Source organism: Schaalia naturae (assembly GCF_042665795.1).
In the GTDB taxonomy this organism is placed as follows: domain Bacteria; phylum Actinomycetota; class Actinomycetes; order Actinomycetales; family Actinomycetaceae; genus Pauljensenia; species Pauljensenia naturae.
This window is the reverse complement of the sequence record NZ_JBHTEF010000001.1, coordinates 2,991,773-3,010,080: the sequence shown is the minus strand read 5'-3', so window position 1 is coordinate 3,010,080 and position 18,308 is coordinate 2,991,773. Positions and strand designations below refer to the sequence as shown.

The following is an 18,308-nucleotide window of genomic DNA, read 5'->3' as shown; positions in this document are numbered from 1 at the left end:
CCCTGCCCCTTCGTCCCCGGGCGCCGTCCGGATCAGGGACGATAATGGGGAGGGACCCGTCCCCGTCGGGGACGTCGTCGGACTCCCGCCCGCCGCTCCCCGCACCAGCCACAGCCCCAGCCCCAGCCCCAGCCAAGGAGATCCTCCCGATGGCCTCACCCCTGCTCTCGACCGTGTCGTGGGCCGCCGCGATGATCGCGACGCTCTTCGGGCTGATCTCCTTCGGCCGGGGCATCGCGCATCTGTGGCGTCAGGTGGCGGGGGGCGCGCCCGCCCCGGGGCGGTGGCGTCCAGTGGGCCGGCGGCTGGGCGGGATGCTGACCGCCGTCCTGTCCCACCGGGAGTTCAAGGGGCGCCGGGCGGTCAAGATCGCCCACTGGTTCGTCATGATCTCCTTCCCGCTGCTGTTCCTCACCCTCGTCACGGGATACGCGCAGCTGCGGAACCAGACCTGGTCCCTGCCTCTCATCGGCCATCTCGCCGCGTGGGAGTGGCTGACGGAGCTGTTCGCCTGGGGAGGGCTCATCGGCATCCTCCTGCTCATGGCGATCCGCACGCGGGCGGGGGCGGGAGCCCCCGGGGAGGCCGCCCTCAGCGGCGACGGCCACGACGTGGAGGCCGCCACGACCTCGACGGCCACCGGTGACGCCGCGGACGGCGGTCACTCCCCCCGTGATGGGTCGCCCCGGGGGATGGCCTCGCGGTTCCTGGGATCCACCCGATGGCAGGCGCGTTTCGTCGAGTGGGTGATCCTGCTCGTGTGCCTGTGCGTCGTCGTGCTGCGCGGGCTGGAGAACGCGTTGTACGCCGCCTCCCCGGATGCGGCCCTGGCGTCCCTGGCCACGCCCTGGCACTTCCCGACGACGACGTGGATCGGCGCCCTGGCGGGCGATGGCGGCGCGAGCCCCCAGACGGTGGCCGACCTCGTCGTCGTCGTGTCGGCCGTCAAGATCTGCGTGTCGATGGCGTGGATGATGGTCGTGGGCGTCCAGACCACGATGGGGGTGGCGTGGCACCGTTTCCTCGCGGTGGTCAACCTGTACGCGCGACGCGAGCCCTCGGGCGCGAAGGCCCTGGGCCCGGCCGCCCCGATGCTGGTGGGGGGCGAGCCGGTCACCGACGTCGAGCAGATCCCCGACGACGCCGACCTGGGCGCGGGGACGGCCGCCGATCTCACGTGGAAGGACCGGCTGGATTTCTACTCGTGCACGGAGTGCGGGCGCTGCCAGGAGCTGTGCCCCGCGTGGAACACGCAGAAGCCCCTGTCTCCGAAACTGCTGGTCCTGGCGCTGCGGGACCATATGGACGCCGTCTCCGGCACCGAGGTCACCGAGGAGTCGGTGCCGGAGGACCTGGTGCCCGGAGACGGGCGCGTGCTCCTGGAGAAGGGCCTGGACCCCGTGGCCCACACCGCCGACGTCCTGGGCGCGCTGGCCGCCTCGGGGGCGACCGGCCCCCAGGGCGCGCCGGTGGTGGCCGGCCCGCTGGTGCCCGATGTGGTGAGCGAGGAGGCGCTGTGGGACTGCACGATGTGCGGCGCCTGCGTCGACCAGTGCCCCGTCGACATCGAGCACGTCGACCACATCCTGGACCTGCGACGTCACCAGGTCCTCATGGAGGGCGCGTTCCCGCAGGAGCTCGGCCGCGCCTTCCGCGGCATGGAGACGAAGGGCAGCCCCTACAATCTGCCCGCCCGCAGGCGCCTGGACTGGGCGAGGGACCTCGACTTCGACGTCCCCGTCATCGGCGAGGACGTCGAGTCCGCCGAGGACGTCGACTACCTGTTCTGGGTCGGGTGCGCCGGCGCGTCCGATGACCGGGCGAAGAGGACCACGGCCGCCGTCGCGGAACTGCTCCACACGGCGGGCGTGACCTTCGCGGTCCTGGGGTCCGCCGAGTCCTGCACCGGCGATCCCGCCCGGCGGGCGGGCAACGAGGTCCTGTTCCAGATGCTGGCCTCCACCGCCATCGACACCCTCCACGAGGCGAAGGCCCAGAGGATCGTCGTCACCTGCGCCCACTGCTTCAACACGATCGCCGGCGAGTTTCCGCAGCTGGGAGGGCGCTTCGACGTCATCCACCACACGCAGCTGCTCAACCGCCTGGTCCGCGACGGCAAGCTCCGGCCCGTCGCCCCGCCCGCCCCCGACGAGGGCGCTCCCACCGTCACCTACCACGACCCCTGCTTCTTGGGTCGCCACAACCGCGTCTACGAGCCGCCCCGCGAGCTGCTCGGCGCCCTGCCGGGCCTGGATCTCGTCGAGATGCCGCGCAACCGGGACCGGGCCATGTGCTGCGGGGCGGGCGGCGCCCGCGCCTGGATGGAGGAGACCCGCGGCATCCGCATCGCCGACGCCCGCATGGCGGAGGCCGCCTCCACCGGCGCCCAGGTCGTGGCCACCGCCTGCCCGTTCTGCTCCCAGATGCTGGGGTCCGCGACCGGCTCATCCGCCGGGGCCGGCGAAGGCTCGGGGACCGGACAAGGCGGGGCGGGAGGCCTCCCGGAGGTCAAGGACGTCGCCCTGCTGCTGCTCGACGGCGTCCGGCGCGGCCAGGCCGCTCCCGGCTCCCCCGGCCCTACCGCCGGGAGCTGATCCCGTCGGCCGGTCGGCCGATGGTCACCATCCGGCGGAGCGGGTCCTCCGCAGAGCGTCCCGGGCCTCCAGCGCGGGTGCGAACCAGCGGTTCCACGCCGCCGCGCCCAGCAGCACGGACACGACGCCGACGACCACCGAGCCGACGCCCGCGACCAGCGTCGAGAACCCCGCCAGCACGAGCGCGACGGAGACCGCCACGACCACCGCCGCGGAGATCAGTCCCGTGGCCAGACGGCTCTCCCGCGGAGCGGTGACCGTCAGGCCGGCCGCCAACGCCGCGGCGAAGGCAGAGGCCTGGACGACGAAAGGAACCGTGCCCGCGGTGACGGTGGCGACCAGCCCCTCCAGCATCCAGGCGGTCACCATGACCGAGAGGAACGCGACGGAACGGCGGCTCCCCATGAGCGCGCGAACCGGGCCGCCTCCCATCCGGAGTCCCCGGCGCGCGAGCAGGAGGGCCGCGCCCAGCGTCACCGCCACGGCGCACAGCGGCCCGAACAGGGTCGTCGCCAGGCGCGCCAGGGCGGCCACGGCTGCGGGGGCTCCCAGGTCCGCGGCCGTCGTCACCCCGGCGAGGCTGAACGCCGGCGCCAGGTTCACGACCAGGATCCCGAGGACGGCCACGGCGCCGAGCACGACTCCCAGCGCAGCCGGCGCCACCCGGCCCTGGGGCAGGTGATGGCCGACATCCGCGCCGTCGCGGTGCACCGACGCCGCCTCTCCGGACCGGCCCTGCGGACCGGTGCGCGCGGAGCGCGCGCCGCCTCCGGGCGGGTCGTCCTCGAAGACCAGGGTGACCTCCGGGATGTCGGCATGATCGCTGTCAGTCGGTGGGGAGTCCATCGTCCGTCGTTCCTTTCCTTCTGTCCCCCTCAGCCAATCGCATGGACCTGGGTCCTTGCTGGGCATGGGCTGTGCCGGCCCACAGGATCGAGGCCCGGGTTTCCGCTCAGCGTGAAACGGATGCGTCCGCCCCTCCTCATCGGACGGGCGCGCCGGCGAGCGGGTCGCCGTCCTGGCCGACCAGGAACCCGTCCTCGTCGATGACCGAGCCGCCGACGGCGTCCACGACCAGTCCCGCGGCCCGTTCGACGTCGCGGGCGGCGCGCAGCCGTTCCAGTCGCGAGGTGCGCGACAGCCGCTCGGTGGTCACGTCGATGCCGGGGCCGGGCAGCCACCGGACCCGGTACTCGACGATGGCATTGTCGGTCCAGGCCTCCCAGCGCAGGACCTGGGGCGGGCGCGGGACGACGCGGACCTCGACCATCAGCTCGGACCGGTTGCCGGCGGGGGCGACCGCGGCGTAGGCGTCGACCGTCTGCGGTTCGGACTGGGCGCGCCGACGCGACTCCTCCAGATGGCGGGCGACGTCCTCCGGGAGTTCGGCGACCGACTGCGCGATGGTCTGGATGCGTTCGACCTCGCGCGCATCCGGGTGGGGCTGGGGCGCCAGCGGAACGTCCCGGGAGTCGATGACCGTCGGGAACTCGGCGCGCAGGACGGCGAGGAGCTCCTCGGGGCCGATCCACCGGGGCGAGTACGCCGTGAGGTTGACGGCCGAGTCCGGGTCGGGGGCCAGGATGTCACCCGTCCCCTGGATGCGCAGCGCCCCGCACAGGCGCCGGGCCATGCGCCGGAGCGTGAGCAGGATCCGCAGCTCGACGCCGACGGGCATGCCGTCGGGGAAGGCATGGGCCCACGGGTCGCGCGCCATGAGCCTCGGATCCGGGGCCGCCCCGCGTGAGGGCGGGCACACCACCAGCCAGGCGTGCGTGAGCGCGGCGGAGGCGCCCAGGGCGCGGCGGGACTGCGCGTCGATCGCCCACGGCCCCCGCAGCGCGGCCCCTCCGCCCAGGCGGAGCATCCCGGGGCCCGCCCATCCGGATTCGTCCCACACGGAGACCGCGAGCGCCTCCAGCTCGTCGGCATCGACCTCGTCGGACACCAGGAGGAGATGGTGGGACAGCGCCTCATCGAGGTCGATGACGCTCTCCTGGTCCATGCGCCGCAACGGGGCGGCGATCGGGGCGGCCGACTGGTCGGCGACGACCCCGCCGTCGTGGCGGACGCGGAAAGCCGTGTTCAGCGTGTCCAGGCCGCTGATCGACGTCATCGTCGTGTCGGTGAGCGGGTTGACGGGACGGCGGGGCGGGGGGACCAGCCGGTCGCGCATCGACCGACGTTCGGGCCCGGGGCTCCCGCCGGCGGAGGCTCCCGCCGCGGGCTCCGCTCCCGGGCGGCCGGCGGCCTGGTCCTCCGGCGAGGACTCACTCATCGGGGCCCGGCTCCAGGTGCAGGCGCGAGAAGCGCAGATGGCTGCGCGAGGCCGTGGGGCCGCGCTGGCCCTGGTAGTGGGAGCCCAGCCCGTCGGATCCGTAGGGGTGCAGGGCGGGCGAGGACAAGTGGAAGAAGCACAGCTGGCCGACCTTCATCCCCGGGTAGAGCAGGATCGGCATGGTGGCGGTGTTCGACAGCTCCAGGGTGACGTGGCCGGAGAACCCGGGGTCGATGAACCCCGCTGTCGAGTGCGTGAGCAGGCCGAGACGCCCCAGGGACGACTTCCCCTCCAGGCGGGCCGCGATATCGTCGCCCAGGGTGACCTTCTCGAAGGTGGCGCCCAGCACGAACTCGCCGGGGTGCAGGACGAAGGGGTCGTCCGGGCCCACGTCGACCAGATGGGTGAGGTCCGGCTGATCCGAGGCCGGGTCGATCACCGAGTACCGGTGATTGTCGAACAGGCGGAAGAGGCGGTCCAGCCGGATGTCGATGCTGGCGGGCTGGATCAGGTCGAGCTCCAGCGGATCCAGTTGGATGCGCCCGCCCTCGATGCCCGCGCGGATGTCCCGGTCACTCATCAGCATGGCCTAATTGTGGCACGACGTCTGCCGCCGCGGGCACCGGGGCGCGGTCCCGGAGCCGGCCGACGCGGCGGCGGCGGCGAGGGCGGGCTAGCCTGTCGTGCGTGTTCGACGCCCTGCTCCCTTGGTACGCGCTCCACCGGCGCGACCTGCCGATGCGCGCGGAGGGCGTCTCCCCCTGGGGGACGCTCGTGTTCGAGGTGATGAGCCAGCAGACCCCCATCCCCCGCGTCCAGCCCATCTGGGAGCGCTGGATGCGCGACTGGCCCGGGCCCGCCGATCTGGCCGCCGCCCCGACCGCGGACGTCTTGATCGCCTGGGACAGGCTGGGCTACCCCTCGCGCGCGCTGCGCCTCCAGCAGTGCGCGGCCGCCGTCGCGGCCCGCCCGGGGGGGCGGGTCCCCGCGGACATGGACGAGCTGATGGCGCTGCCCGGCATCGGGCCCTACACGGCGTCCGCCGTCTCCTGCTTCGCCTACCACCGACGGGTCGCCGTCCTGGACACGAATGTCCGCCGCGTCCTCGCCCGCACGCTCGACGGCCGCGAATTCGCGCCCTCGTCCTCCCCGGGGCGCCGGGAGCGCTCCCGCGCGGAGTCCCTGCTCCCCGATGACGGCGAAGCCTGCGCGGACTGGAACGTCGCTCTCATGGAGCTGGGCGCCCTCGTGTGCGACCAGCGTGCGCCGCGGTGCGAGGCCTGTCCGCTGGCGTCCGAGTGCGCATGGCTCGCGGCGGGCCGGCCCGCCGCCGAGGTCCGTCCCCGCGGGCAGGCCTGGGCGGGCACCGACCGTCAGGCGCGTGGGCGCGTCATGGCGTCGCTGCGCGCCGCTCATGTGGAGGGACGCCCCTTGACGAGGGCGGATGCCCTGTCCGCGGCGACCCTTCCCGGGGCGGACCCGGCCCAGGCGTCCCGCGCGGTCGACGGCCTGGTCGCCGACGGCCTGGCCGTCGCCGACCCCGTCACGCGGGATCTCGGCCTGCCCGGCTGATCACCGCCCGACCGGCTCGTTCCCGCTGCCCGCGAGCGACGCCGCGCGGAAGGCCCGCCCGTCCTCGCGCGCGGCGCGCCCGTCGGGCGACAGGCCCGCGCCGACGACGACGAGCAGCGTCACCGCCCCAGCCGCCACCAGCAGCGTCTCGACCCGCACGACATCGGCGAGCGGCCCGAACACGATCATCCCGATCGGCATCCCCAGCGCCAGAACGACCGACACGAAGCTGAAGACGCGGCCCATGTACTCCGGCGCGACCTTCTCCTGGAGCAGCGTCGTCGCCGGCGTCGAGAAGAACGGCACCGCCACCCCGGTCGCAGACATCAGCGCCAGGAACACCCACAGGTCCGTCGTCAGCCCGATCGCGATGGCCAGCAGCCCGAAGACGACCGCCGCGGCCAGGATCATGTGCTCACGCGATCGCCGCTGGAACCACAGGGCGACCGCCGCCCCGCCCAGCAGCATCCCCGCGGAGAACGCGATCTCGAGGGCGGTGAGCCGCCAGACCTCGTCCCCCCAGGTCTCGTCCGCGAAGCTGCGGGCCATCATCAGCGGCGTGAGCAGCGACGGCGCGACCGTCAGCACGAAGATGATCGCGTACACCATCAGCATCCAGCGCACCAGGCGGTGCCCGAACGTGTAGCGCACCCCTGCGACCAGGTCCTGGAGGTACGAGGACGGAGCCGCCGTCCCGTCCCCCGCGGTTCCCCCGCCTCCGGCGGGGGCGCCCTCGTCGGAGACGGCGCGCGACAGGCGCGGGATCGGCAGGGAGGCGAGGACGCCGATGCCGATGGCGGCGGTGGCGACGTCGATCCACAGCGTGGGCACGATCCCGCCGGCGGCGTAGACGGCGCCGGCGGCCGCGGGCGCCAGCAGGGACATCGCCGACTGGATCGTCGTGTTGACGCCGTTGACGCGCAGGAGCCGGTCGCCCGGGACCAGCTGGGGCAGGACGGCGGACACGGCGGGCGTCTGGAAGCCCGCGCCGATGGACCGGATCGTCAGCGCCGCGTAGATCAGCCACAGGTCGGTGCGCCCGGCGCCCATGACGGCGGCCAGCACGGCGGTGGTGGCGGCGATCGTGGCGTCGGAGGCGATGATGAGGGCCTTCCGGTTGACGCGGTCCGCCAGCGTGCCCCCGAACAGGGAGACCAGGGCCTGCGGCACCATGCCGAACAGGGCGTAGAGCATCAGCACGGCGCCCGACTTCGTGGTGAGCGTGAGATACCACATGACGGCGTACTGGACCAGCATCGAGCCGAAGAGGGAGACGGTCTGCCCGCCCAGGAACAGGCCGACGCGCCTCACCCAGGCGGTGTCGCGCGCGGAGGTCGCGCCGGTGGCGGCGGAGGCGTTCCCGCCGCCGGAGGGGTCGTGATCGTCGGGCCCAGGGCGGCCCTCGAGAGGGGTCGTCACGCGACAACTCTACAGACTGCGCGCCCGGGCGCGAGCGCCGGGACCGCGCGCCAGTGCGCGCTCAGTAGCGGATCGCATCGATCGGCCTGACGCGCACGGCCGCGAAAGCCGGGATGATGCCGCACAGAGCGCCGACCGCCGAGGCGATGCCGACGCCCGCCACGGCCGCGGACATCGGGAAGGGCGGCTGGTCCTGGAGGTAGATGCCCATGGACTCCATGGGGAGGACCCTCAGGACGAGGATCGCCAGTCCCACGCCGATGACGCCGGCGGCGAAGGTCGCCACCACGGACTCCATGAACACGGAGAAGAAGACCCTCCTCGCCGAGGCGCCGACCGCGCGGCGGATGCCGATCTCGCGGATGCGTTGGCGGACGGTGACGATGGAGACGTTGAGCAGGCCCAGCGCCCCCAGGGTGATGACGATCGCGCCGATGACCATGACGATCAGCCGGATCGTCGCCATCTCGTCCTGGCCGGCGTCCCACTGCTCGCCGCCGTAGACGTCGACGGACCAGCCCTCGCCCAGGACGGCCCCCAGGGCGGAGGGCAGCACCTGCCGGGCCTGGTCGGCCTGGTCCTCACCGGCCCACACGATCATCTGGGCGTTTCCCGTCGGGGCGGCCTGGGAGGGGTCGGCGGGCTGCATGAGTTTCCACGAGTCGTAGGGCATGTAGACGGTGGGCTGATCCCACTCGCTGGTGGCCTGGACGACGCCGACGACGCGCAGCTGCTCATGGGTGTCGCCCAGCGTCTGCAGCACGAGGGGCTGGCGGATGTCCGGGGACCCGAAGTACTCCCACATCACGGAGTTGATCACGACGGGCGTGGCCCGCTGGTTGACGTCGCCCGAGGACAGCCAGCGCCCCGCGGCCAGCTCCAACCGGTAGATCACCTGGTAGTCGGGGTCGACGGCGAGCACCTGCGGGCTCGAGTACCCGTTCTGGGGCGGCGCCATCGGCACGCCGCGGAAGGTGCCAGAGGTGGAGAGCTCCTCGACCTCGCGGATGCGCAGGCTCCCGGACTCCAGACGCGACCAGTACGGGATCTGGAACCTGTCGGCCACCGTGACCATCGCCCCGCCCAGGGGATCGTTGACCACGCCGGTGGCCTCCGGGGACCACCCGGTGTCCTGGGCGTCGGGATCCGAGCCGTCTCCCGTGTCCTCCCCCGTCCCGGGGACCGCGATCTGTTGGGCGGCGCCGTCGGAGGAGAACACGACGCCCCCTCCCCCGGCGCCTTCCGAGGAGCCGTCGGACGACTGCTGCGTCGCGGAGAGCGTGAGGGTGACCGCCCGCCCGGAGTAGGCGTCCTGCATCTCCTGGTTCGACTGGACGATGAGATCGCCCATGGCGATGACCGTGGACATGGCTGCGACCGCGGCGACGACGCCGACGAGGGAGAGGATGACGCGGGCCTTCTGCACGCGGACCTCCCCCCAGGCCTCGACGAGGGCGCCGACGATCTGGGTGAGCACGTTCATCGCCGGGCCTCCTCGCGGTGGGTGGGGACGCCGTCGGAGGCGCCGCCCTCGTCGGGGGAGGGACCCAGGGAGAGGACCCCGTCGGAGGAGGCGGCGACGGCGGGGGCGAGCCCCTCATGGGTGGCGTCCACGGGGTGCAGCACGCCGTCGTGGAGGGCGAGGACCCGGTCGGCCCGCACGGCGACGTTGAGGTCGTGGGTGATGACGACCAGGGCCGCGTCGTTCTCTCGGGCGACGGTCTCCAGGAGCGTCATGATCCTCCGGCCGGTGTCGGGGTCGAGGGCGCCCGTCGGCTCGTCCGCCAGGATGATGCGGGGGCGGCGCACGAGGGCGCGGGCGATGGCGATGCGCTGTTGCTCCCCGCCCGACATCTGGGTCGGCGAGGACTCGAGCCGGTCGCCGAGCCCGACGCGCTCCAGCATCTCCGCCGCCAGGTCGTGGCGGCGCCAGAACGGCGAGCCGCCGGCGTAGAGGAGGGGGACCTCCACGTTCTCCTGGGCGGTGCGCTCGTTGAAGATGTTGAACTGCTGGAAGACGAATCCGAACATCGAGCCCCTCAGGCGGGCGCGGCGGCTCTCACGCAGGCGCACGGCGTCCTGCCCGGCCAGCAGGTAGGTGCCCGACGTCGGCTGGTCCAGCAGGCCGATGATGTTGAGGAGCGTGGACTTGCCGGTGCCCGAGCGTCCGACGATCGAGACCCTCTCTCCGGCCTCGACGCTCAGGTCCGCGCCGCGCAGGATGTGCAGGTCGCCGCCGTCGGGCAACGGCACGTCCCGCGTCACCGCGCCGAGTTCCAAGAGGGCCACCTCAGCAGCCCTCCCCGGTCATCGGATCGCAGGTCATCTGGGGTTCCTGGCCGGGCACGAACTCCAGCACCTCTTCGCCCTCGCTCAGTCCGCCGGTGATCTCCACGGTCGTCCCGTCGGTGACGCCCAGGGCGACGTCCACCTTCTCCGGGTTGTCGGGGTCGCCGGTGGGCCGGTAGACGACGCCGGTCTGGAAGCGTCCCTCGACGGCGGTGACCGGAAGGGTGAGGACGTTGTCAGCCGCCCCCGCGGTGATGCCCATCGTCACCTGGAGCCCGGGGAAGACCTTCTGGCCGTCCGGGATCCGGCAGCGCGCCTCGATGGACGTCGAGGAGGAGGAGCCTCCGTCCGGGGTGTCGGCGCCATCCGCGGCACCCGAGGAGCCGCCGGTCTTCTGGCCCGTGCGCGGGGTCGTGATGGACAGGCCCGAGCAGTCGAAGGGCGCGGGGCCGTCCTTGATCGTGATCGTGGCCGCGTCCGGGACGTCCTGGATCCGGTACATCTGGTCGGCGGTGAGCGTGGCCACCGCCGAGAACGTCGGCGGCTGCACGGCGCCCAGGACGTCGCCGACGGAGAATTGCTGGTCGAGCATCGCGGACAGGTCGAGCGTGCCGGTGGCGGGGGCCGTGATCCACTCGCTCTTCCACCAGGACTTCCCTGGGACCACGGTGGTGGCGCCGGACTCGTCGGTGGTCTCCGTGTCCTCCCCGGGCATCTCCTTCTGGATCAGCAGGATCGTGTCCCCCTGGTTGACGGCCTGCCCGTCGAGCACGTAGATCTCGGTGACCTGGCCGTCCATCGTCGCCTTGATCTCCGGCGCCGGATCCGGCTGGATCGTCCCCTCCAGGTCGATCTGGCTGGAGATCGACCCCTTCTGCGCGCTCACCGTCATCTGGCCGTAGGACGCGGTGGGGTCCAGGGACTGCGCCGCGTCCAGCGCCTGCGCCGCCGGGAAGAACGCGAGCTTGACCAGGGCCGCGGCGATCACCGCCCAGACCAGCAGCTTGAGGAGGGTGAGGACGGTTCGGGCTCTTGGACGGGGCGCGCTCATGGGGGCTCCTGGGATCGGGTGACGGGCGGCCCCGAGCGGGCAGGCGGTGTCGCGGGGCGGCCGGTGCCCTTGCCGGGGCACTGTCAGCTTATCCGGCGCCACGATGGCGCAGGAGCGGGCGGGACCGGGATCAGGGACGAATCAGGGTGTCCCCCGGTCCGGGCGCCGTGCCCCGCGCGGGGCGTCGGCGGATCCGGCCCCGGAGACGGCGAATGCGGGCCGTCGACGACGGCCCGCATCTGGAGCGGGCGACGGGAATCGAACCCGCCTTTGAAGCTTGGGAAGCTTCCGTTCTACCGATGAACTACGCCCGCATCGCCCTCCCGCGTCCGGAAGGACTCGTTGATGATACCCGGTCCCCACGGGGACGCGCAAAGCCGTGCCCCGACCGCCCCCTGCGCGCCTCCTATCATGGGCGGCGTGGCACACCGACCCGTCGTCGCCGCGGCGATCCTCGATTCGCTCGAGTCCCCGACGCGGCTGTTGTGCGCGTCCAGGGCCTACCCCGCGGCGCTCGCCGGCCTCTTCGAGCTGCCGGGGGGCAAGGTCGAGCCGGGGGAGTCCCCTTCCGGCGCCCTCGGGCGCGAGATCGCCGAGGAACTGGCCACCTCCCTCATCCTGGGCCCCGAGGTCGCGGCCCCGGACGGCGGATGGTGGCCGGTCCTGGAGGGGCGGCGGATGGCGGTCTGGCTGGCGCGCATCGCCGACGGGGCGCCGGCGCCGCGCCGCGGCCCCAGCCATCGCGAGCTGCGATGGGTGCCCCTGGACCGGCTCGACGCGCTGGACTGGATCGGGGCGGACCGCCCCATCGTGCGGGCCGCCGTCCGCGTGGCGCGGACCCGGTCCGCGAGCTCCGAGGCTGGCCCGGGCGCTCATGGGTCTGCCCTCGGCCGCGGACGCATTTGACGACGCGCACGCCCGATCTGTCAGAATGTGTCTATGCCCAAGATCATCGGCTCCACGCTGGCCGACCACCGCGAGCTGACGCGCCAGCATCTGTTCGACGCGTTGTCCGAGCTCATGGCCGAACGGCCCTTCGATTCGCTCACCATGTCCGAGATCGCACAGCGCGCCGGAGTGGGGCGCACCGCCGTGTACAACCACTTCGCGGACAAGGAGTCTCTGCTGCTGGCCTTCATGAACCAGACGGTGGCCCAGTTCGCGGATCTGCTCACCGACGCGCTGGCCGGCGAGGACGACGTCATCGAGCGGCTGCGCATCTACATCCGCGCGCATTTGGAGTGGACCCGGCGGTACCACCTTCCCCAGACGATGAACCTCCGTTCCGAGATGTCCGCCCAAGCAGGCTCCCACCTGCGCGATCACGCGCACCTGGTCGGCAGGGTCCTCGCTGGCATCCTCCAGGAGGCCATGGACCAGGGCCGGATCCCCTCCCAGGACACCCGGACGCTGGTCAGCCTCGTCCACGGCACGCTGACCGGCCAGCGCCTGCCGGAGGACCCCCGGAGGCGCGAGCGGGCGGTCCTCCTCATCCAGGCCTTCGTCCTGCGGGGCATCGGCGCCGAAGCCGCCGAGCAGCCGCTGCCCGCCCTTGCGCCCGCCTTCCCGGCGGGCACCCCCGTCGGCTCCCCGACCGGGGCCCGGGGGAGCGTCCCGGGAATAGTCCCCTCGCGCGCGGCGTTGAGCATCTGACAGCAGCACATCCGCATCCGACCGACCTGGAGAGGCCCGCATGAGCACCGTCGAACTGACGAATGACACTTTCGAGAAGACCGTCCTGGACAACGGCATCGTCCTGGTCGACTTCTGGGCGACATGGTGCGGCCCGTGCCGCCAGTTCGCCCCCGTCTTCGACGACGCCTCGCAGAAGAACACCGATATCGTCTTCGGCAAGGTCGACACGGACGCGCAGATGCAGCTGGCGCAGGCCGCGCAGATCAGCTCGATCCCGACGCTGATGGCCTTCCGCGACGGCATCGCCGTCTTCCGGCAGGCGGGCGCCCTGCCGTCCTCCGCGCTGGAGGACCTCATCCGCCAGATCCGCGAGCTCGACATGGACAAGGTCCGCGCCGACATCGCCGCCCAGGACGCGACGAAGGCCTGACACCGCAGCGCTGGGGGGCGGCGTCCGATCGGCGCCCCGCGCCCTGGCGCCTGCCGGGAACACCGCCCGCTCAGGCCCCCAGCAGCTCCTCGGCCACGAGCTCCGCGATCTGGATCGCGTTGAGCGCCGCGCCCTTGCGCAGGTTGTCCCCGGCCGCCACGAGCACCAGGCCGCGCCCGTCCTCGACCGCCTGGTCCTGCCGGATCCGCCCGGCCAGGACGTCGTCGATGCCGGCGGCGGCCAGCGGGGTGGGGACGTCGACCAGCTGGACGCCGGGCGCGCCGGTCAGCAGGTCGCGCGCCCGATCCGGCGTGATCGCCGCCGGGAACTCGGCGTGGATCGTCAAGGTGTGGCCGGTGAACACGGGGACCCGCACGCAGGTGCCCGAGACCCTCAGGTCCGGGATGTGGAGGATGCGCCGGGACTCGTTGCGGAGCTTCTGCTCCTCGTCGGTCTCCTCCGAGCCGTCGTCCACGATCGCCCCGGCCAGCGGCACGACGTCGAAGGCGATGGGCGCGACGTAGGCCTGAGGCTCCGGGAACGAGACGGCCCGCCCGTCCAGGGCCAGCCCCGTCAGCGCCGGGTCGTCCGCGACGGCGCGGACCTGGCCGGCCAGCTCCCGAACCCCCTTCACCCCCGAGCCGGACACGGCCTGGTAGGAGGACACGAGCAGCCGGTCCAGCCCGCCGGCGGCGTCGACGAGCGGCTTGAGGACGGGCATCGCGGCCATCGTCGTGCAATTCGGGTTCGCGATGATGCCCTTGGGGCGGTCGGCGATGTCCGCGCCGTTGACCTCCGAGACCACCAGCGGGACGTCCGGGTCCTTGCGCCAGGCCGAGGAGTTGTCGACGACGACGGCGCCGGCCTGCGCGAACAGCGGCGCGTAGGCGCGCGAGGCCGTGGCGCCGGCCGAGAAGACCGCGATGTCGATGCCGCGCAGATCCTCGGCCGTGGCCGCGGAGACGTCCTCGACGACGACCTCACCCCCCCTCCACGGGAGGGTCGTCCCGGCCGAACGCGGGGACGCGAAGAACCGGACGCGGCGGGCCGAGAAGCCCCTCTCCTCCAGGAGGGCGCGCATGACGCGGCCGACCTGGCCGGTCGCCCCGACCACGGCGACGCTCAATCCCTCTGCGGCCCTGCGGGCCTGTGATGCCACCACCGCGTTCTCCTCCCTGCGCGCGTTCATCGTCCCGTGCCCCCATAGACGACGGCCTCCGACTCGGTGGCGTCCAGCCCGAAGGCCGTGTGCACCGCCTGGACGGCGCGGTCCAGGTCCTCCAGCCGGGTGACCACGGAGATGCGGATCTCCGAGGTCGAGATCAGGTCGATGTTGATCCCCGCCTTCGACAGCGCCCCGAACAGCTTGGCGGACACGCCGGGGTTCGTCCGCATCCCGGCGCCCACCAGCGAGAGCTTGCCGATGTCGGGGTTGTAGCGCAGCTCCTTGAAGCCGATCTCGTCCTGGTGGGCCTCCAGGGCGTCCAGCGCCTTGCGCGCGTCTCCCCCTGGCAGGGTGAAGGAGATGTTCGCGCGGGCCTTGTCCTCTCCGGGCACGTTCTGGACGATCATGTCGATGTTCGCACCGACCTCCGCGACGACCTCGAAGACGCGCGCGGCGGTGCCCGGCGTGTTGGGGACGCCCCGGACCGTGATCTTGTCCTGGGAGCGGTCGTGGGCGATGCCCGAGATGATCGGTTCCTCCATCGGTTCCTCCTGTGGGTCGACCAGCGCTGCCTCCGGGACCAGCCCGGCGAGTTCCGGGTTGGCGGGCCTGTCGGAGATCCAGGTGCCCTCCTTCTCGGAGAAGGATGAGCGCACGTGCAGCGGCACATGATAGCGGCGCGCGAACTCCACCGCGCGCAGGTGCAGGATCTTCGCTCCGTGCGCGGCCAGCTCCAGGGTCTCCTCCTGGCTGATCGTGCGCAGCCGGTGGGCCAGGGGCACGATGCGCGGGTCCGCGGAGAACAGGCCGTCGACGTCGGTGTAGATCTCGCAGACATCGGCGTGCAGGGCGGCGGCGAGCGCCACGGCGGAGGTGTCGGAGCCGCCGCGCCCCAGCGTCGTCGTGTCCTCCTCCTCGGAGACGCCCTGGAAGCCGGCGACGATGGCGACCTGGCCCTCCCGGACGGCCCGGGCGATGCGCTCGGGCACCATGCCGATGATCTGCGCCCGGCCGTAGTGGGAGTCGGTGCGGATCCCGGCCTGGGCGCCCGTGTAGGACTGGGCGGGCACCCCGAGTTCGTTGACGGCCATCGCCAGCAGCGCCATGGAGATGCGCTCGCCGGCCGAGAGCAGGATGTCCAGCTCGCGTTCGGGGGGCTGCGAGGCGATCTGTGCGGACATGTCCAGCAGGTCGTCGGTGGTGTCCCCCATCGCGGAGACCACGACCACCACCTGATGGCCCGCGTCGCGGGTGTCGACGACACGCCGGGCCACGCGGCGCACGGCCTCGACGTCCGCGACGGACGAACCGCCGAACTTCTGCACGATCAGTGCCACAGATCCCCCTCCGCCCGCGCGGCCGTGTGGTCGCCGCCCCTGGGTCGTGCCCCATCCTAGGGACGGGGCGCGCGAGCCGGAGCCGCGCCCGGCATGCGGTCCCCGGTGACCGATCCGGGGGGGGCGAGGACGCCCGCACCCGAGACGCGTTCCGGCGCCCCGGGCCCCGGGGTCAGGAGGATCCCGGGTCCACCTCGAGATGCGGGAGCACGACGGTGAAGGTCGTGCCCCTGTCCGAGGAGATGACGTCGACGCGGCCGCCGAGCCCGCGGGTGATGGAGGCGACGATCGACAGCCCCAGGCCGGAGCTTCCCGTTCCCGATCGCGTTCGCGAGGCGTCGCCGCGGACGAAGCGGTCGAACACCTTGGCCCGGACGTCCGGAGGGATCCCCGGCCCGTCGTCGGCCACCGTCAGCGACACCGACCCGGCCGGGCGCGCATGCACGCCGATCGTGACGTGGGTGCCGGGCGGCGTGTGGACTCGCGCGTTGTTCACGAGGTTCGCCAGGACCTGGCGCAGGCCCATCTCGTCCCCGTTGACGACGCAGGAGTCGCCGGGGTCCTCGTCGATGTCCAACGCCCACATGTGGTCCGGTCCTGCGGCGTGGGCGTCGGAGACGGCGTCGATGACCAGGGGCACCAGATCGACGGGGGTGAGCCGCAGCTCGCGTCCGGCGTCCAGGCGGGCCAGCAGCAGCATGTCCTCGACCAGCCCGGACATCCGCTGCGACTCCGAGCCGATGCGGGACAGCGCGAGGTCCGGCTCGATCGAGTCCTTGCGCAGCAGCTGCGTGTATCCCTGGATCGAGGCGAGCGGCGTGCGCAGCTCGTGCGAGGCGTCGGCGACGAACTGGCGCAGACGCTGCTCGGACCTCACGCGCTCGGTGAGCGCGGACTCGACGTTGTCGATCATCGTGTTGAGGGCCTGGCCGACGTCGCCGACCTCCGTGCCGGGCTGGGCGTCGGAGGCGTCCACCCGGTCGAAGGGCTCGATGCGCGTCGACTGGAGGTCGAGGGCGCCGATACGGCGCGCCGTGGAGGACACACGCGCCAGCGGCCTCATCTCCCGGCCCACCCACCGCCGGCCGACCACGGCCACCACCGCGGCCAGGAGCACGGCGAGGGCGCCCTCGACCCACATCAGAGTGGTGACGGTGCGGCTGCTCGGCGCGAGGGACTGCCCCACGACGACGCGCGCGGCGCCAGTGTCCTCCGCCATGACGCGGAAGGACCCGACATCCGCCAGACGGACCGTGTGCCCGCGCCCGTCGGCGTCGACGCCGAGCAGCTGCTCCTGCGCGGCGGCGTCCAGAGCGACGACGTCATAGTCCTGGACGACTCCGGCCTGGACCTGCCCGCCCTCGGAGATGAGCAGCAGGGCGCCCTTGCTGAACCCCGGTCCCCCCAGGCTGCGCGGCGCCCCGGACTGGCTCTCGGAATCGGAGGACGTGTCCGCCACCGGGGGGACGCCCGGTCCCAGGGGACCCGGGTCCGTCTGCCGGCCCCGGCAGACGGGGTCCCGTCCGACCGCGCTCTGGCCGTTCGACTCCCGCGACTCCCTCTGGCTGGCCACGCGGTGGAGGCTGTCCTGGAGATCCCCGTCGACGTTCCCCGTCATCCATCGGCTCATCGCGTAGCCCGAGGCCGCGACCATGACCAGCAGGGCGACGCTGACGACGATCAGGACGAAGAGGCTGATGCGCCAGGTCAGCGAGCGCTGTCGGCGCGCGGGGGCGCCGCGGTCCGACGGGGGCGTCCCCGCCTCCCCCATCAGGGCTCCTCAGCGGGCCGGATCATGTAGCCCGCTCCCCGGACGGTGTGGATCATCGGCGGACGGGCGGCCTCGATCTTCTTGCGCAGGTAGGAGATGTAGAGCTCGACCACATTGGCCTGGCCGCCGAAGTCGTAGGACCACACACGGTCGAGGATCTGGGCCTTGGACAGCACCGTGCTGGGATTCTCCATGAGATAGCGCAGCAGCTCGAACTCGGTGTTCGTCAGCTGGATCGGGTCTCCGCCGCGCTGCACGTCGTGGGAGTCCTCATCGAGCTCGAGGTCGCCGACGGCGAGGACGTGGCGCACGGTCTGCGCGCTCATGCCGGCCCGGCGCAGCAGGGCGTCGATGCGGGCGGTGACCTCGTCGAGGTCGAAGGGCTTGGTGACGTAGTCGTCCGCGCCGGCGCGAAGCCCGGTGACGCGGTCGGCCACGGCGTCGCGCGCGGTGAGGAAGAGGACGGGCAGGTGCGGGTCGGTCTTGCGCAGGCGGTCGAGGGTCTCCATGCCGTCGAGGCCGGGCATCTGGATGTCGAGGACGACCGCGTCGGGGTCGAAGTCGCGGGCGGCGTCCAGCGCCTCCCAGCCGTTCGAGGCCGTGCGGACCTCCCAGCCCTGGTGGCGCAGCGCGGCGCCCAGCAGCTCGGCCAGGACCTCCTCGTCGTCGACGACGAGGATGTGTGCGCTGGACCCGTCTGCGCGGACGAAGGTGGGATCGGCGTCTGTCACGGGCCCATCCTCCCACCCGCGCGGCCCGCGCGGCTG

16 protein-coding genes and 1 tRNA gene are annotated in these 18,308 nt (G+C 72.8%); 5 read left to right on the top strand and 12 right to left on the bottom strand.

The genetic code is table 11. The annotated features are described in order from the left end of the window. The first annotated feature begins 149 nt into the window (after window positions 1–149). Window positions 150–2,594 (top strand): (Fe-S)-binding protein, encoded by a 2,445-nt coding sequence (locus ACFQWG_RS13200; protein ID WP_380976026.1) that lies wholly within the window; start codon window positions 150–152, stop codon window positions 2,592–2,594. Between the two features lie 24 nt (window positions 2,595–2,618). On the opposite strand, the gene ACFQWG_RS13195 is transcribed toward ACFQWG_RS13200, so the two are convergent. The 3 genes from ACFQWG_RS13195 to dcd form a co-directional block, all read right to left on the bottom strand. Continuing rightward, window positions 2,619–3,440: a hypothetical protein gene (locus ACFQWG_RS13195; RefSeq protein ID WP_380976024.1), complete on the bottom strand. Its 822-nt coding sequence runs from the start codon at window positions 3,438–3,440 to the stop codon at window positions 2,619–2,621. 136 nt (window positions 3,441–3,576) lie between these two features. Further along, window positions 3,577–4,872, bottom strand: coding sequence for a hypothetical protein (locus tag ACFQWG_RS13190; RefSeq protein ID WP_380976022.1), 1,296 nt, complete (start codon window positions 4,870–4,872; stop codon window positions 3,577–3,579). Beyond that, a complete protein-coding gene (gene dcd / locus ACFQWG_RS13185; RefSeq protein WP_291499426.1) occupies window positions 4,865–5,458 on the bottom strand; it encodes a dCTP deaminase in 594 nt (197 codons plus the stop codon). The genes ACFQWG_RS13190 and dcd overlap by 8 nt, the downstream gene beginning before the upstream one ends. 152 nt (window positions 5,459–5,610) lie before the next feature. Here dcd and ACFQWG_RS13180 point away from each other — a divergent pair, with 152 nt between their 5' ends. After that, window positions 5,611–6,444 (top strand): A/G-specific adenine glycosylase, encoded by an 834-nt coding sequence (locus ACFQWG_RS13180; RefSeq protein WP_380976351.1) that lies wholly within the window; start codon window positions 5,611–5,613, stop codon window positions 6,442–6,444. Here ACFQWG_RS13180 and ACFQWG_RS13175 read toward each other — a convergent pair whose 3' ends face one another. The 5 genes from ACFQWG_RS13175 to ACFQWG_RS13155 form a co-directional block, all read right to left on the bottom strand. Further along, a complete protein-coding gene (locus ACFQWG_RS13175; protein WP_380976019.1) occupies window positions 6,445–7,863 on the bottom strand; it encodes an MFS transporter in 1,419 nt (472 codons plus the stop codon). Window positions 7,864–7,924: 61 nt separating this feature from the next. Next, window positions 7,925–9,346 carry an ABC transporter permease gene (locus ACFQWG_RS13170; RefSeq protein ID WP_380976017.1) on the bottom strand — a complete coding sequence of 474 codons (1,422 nt, stop codon included), beginning with the start codon at window positions 9,344–9,346 and terminating at the stop codon, window positions 7,925–7,927. Continuing rightward, window positions 9,343–10,152, bottom strand: a complete 810-nt coding sequence (locus ACFQWG_RS13165) for an ABC transporter ATP-binding protein (RefSeq protein WP_380976015.1) — start codon at window positions 10,150–10,152, stop codon at window positions 9,343–9,345. Before ACFQWG_RS13165 ends, ACFQWG_RS13170 begins: the two co-directional genes overlap by 4 nt. A 1-nt stretch (window position 10,153) precedes the next feature. Continuing rightward, window positions 10,154–11,203: a biotin/lipoyl-binding protein gene (locus ACFQWG_RS13160; protein WP_380976013.1), complete on the bottom strand. Its 1,050-nt coding sequence runs from the start codon at window positions 11,201–11,203 to the stop codon at window positions 10,154–10,156. Between the two features lie 240 nt (window positions 11,204–11,443). Then, window positions 11,444–11,517: transfer RNA gene (locus tag ACFQWG_RS13155), tRNA-Gly, on the bottom strand. A 106-nt stretch (window positions 11,518–11,623) separates the two neighbouring features. Here ACFQWG_RS13155 and ACFQWG_RS13150 point away from each other — a divergent pair. From ACFQWG_RS13150 to trxA, 3 genes are read left to right on the top strand one after another with little or no spacing between them, the layout of a single operon-like run. Then, window positions 11,624–12,109 carry a (deoxy)nucleoside triphosphate pyrophosphohydrolase gene (locus ACFQWG_RS13150; protein WP_380976011.1) on the top strand — a complete coding sequence of 162 codons (486 nt, stop codon included), beginning with the start codon at window positions 11,624–11,626 and terminating at the stop codon, window positions 12,107–12,109. Window positions 12,110–12,142: 33 nt separating this feature from the next. After that, complete coding sequence (locus ACFQWG_RS13145; protein ID WP_380976009.1) at window positions 12,143–12,856, top strand: TetR/AcrR family transcriptional regulator; 714 nt, start codon at window positions 12,143–12,145, stop codon at window positions 12,854–12,856. Window positions 12,857–12,896: 40 nt separating this feature from the next. Beyond that, window positions 12,897–13,268: a thioredoxin gene (gene trxA, locus ACFQWG_RS13140; RefSeq protein ID WP_380976007.1), complete on the top strand. Its 372-nt coding sequence runs from the start codon at window positions 12,897–12,899 to the stop codon at window positions 13,266–13,268. A 70-nt stretch (window positions 13,269–13,338) separates the two neighbouring features. Here trxA and ACFQWG_RS13135 read toward each other — a convergent pair whose 3' ends face one another. The 4 genes from ACFQWG_RS13135 to ACFQWG_RS13120 all read right to left on the bottom strand — a co-directional run bounded on the left by ACFQWG_RS13135 (window position 13,339) and on the right by ACFQWG_RS13120 (window position 18,272). Beyond that, complete coding sequence (locus tag ACFQWG_RS13135) at window positions 13,339–14,430, bottom strand: aspartate-semialdehyde dehydrogenase (protein WP_380976005.1); 1,092 nt, start codon at window positions 14,428–14,430, stop codon at window positions 13,339–13,341. Between the two features lie 23 nt (window positions 14,431–14,453). Next, window positions 14,454–15,770, bottom strand: coding sequence for an aspartate kinase (locus ACFQWG_RS13130; RefSeq protein ID WP_380976003.1), 1,317 nt, complete (start codon window positions 15,768–15,770; stop codon window positions 14,454–14,456). 172 nt (window positions 15,771–15,942) lie between these two features. After that, window positions 15,943–17,541, bottom strand: coding sequence for a sensor histidine kinase (locus ACFQWG_RS13125; RefSeq protein ID WP_380976001.1), 1,599 nt, complete (start codon window positions 17,539–17,541; stop codon window positions 15,943–15,945). Then, window positions 17,541–18,272, bottom strand: a complete 732-nt coding sequence (locus ACFQWG_RS13120) for a response regulator transcription factor (protein ID WP_380975999.1) — start codon at window positions 18,270–18,272, stop codon at window positions 17,541–17,543. The genes ACFQWG_RS13125 and ACFQWG_RS13120 overlap by 1 nt, the downstream gene beginning before the upstream one ends. Window positions 18,273–18,308: the final 36 nt, after the last annotated feature.

Coding starts and splice junctions, on each gene's coding strand:
- ACFQWG_RS13200 (WP_380976026.1), top strand. CDS start 150: ATGGCCTCACCCCTGCTCTCGACCGTGTCGTGGGCCGCCGCGATGATC.
- ACFQWG_RS13195 (WP_380976024.1), bottom strand. CDS start 3,440: ATGGACTCCCCACCGACTGACAGCGATCATGCCGACATCCCGGAGGTC.
- ACFQWG_RS13190 (WP_380976022.1), bottom strand. CDS start 4,872: ATGAGTGAGTCCTCGCCGGAGGACCAGGCCGCCGGCCGCCCGGGAGCG.
- dcd (WP_291499426.1), bottom strand. CDS start 5,458: ATGCTGATGAGTGACCGGGACATCCGCGCGGGCATCGAGGGCGGGCGC.
- ACFQWG_RS13180 (WP_380976351.1), top strand. CDS start 5,611: ATGCGCGCGGAGGGCGTCTCCCCCTGGGGGACGCTCGTGTTCGAGGTG.
- ACFQWG_RS13170 (WP_380976017.1), bottom strand. CDS start 9,346: ATGAACGTGCTCACCCAGATCGTCGGCGCCCTCGTCGAGGCCTGGGGG.
- ACFQWG_RS13160 (WP_380976013.1), bottom strand. CDS start 11,203: ATGAGCGCGCCCCGTCCAAGAGCCCGAACCGTCCTCACCCTCCTCAAG.
- ACFQWG_RS13145 (WP_380976009.1), top strand. CDS start 12,143: ATGCCCAAGATCATCGGCTCCACGCTGGCCGACCACCGCGAGCTGACG.
- trxA (WP_380976007.1), top strand. CDS start 12,897: ATGAGCACCGTCGAACTGACGAATGACACTTTCGAGAAGACCGTCCTG.
- ACFQWG_RS13125 (WP_380976001.1), bottom strand. CDS start 17,541: ATGGGGGAGGCGGGGACGCCCCCGTCGGACCGCGGCGCCCCCGCGCGC.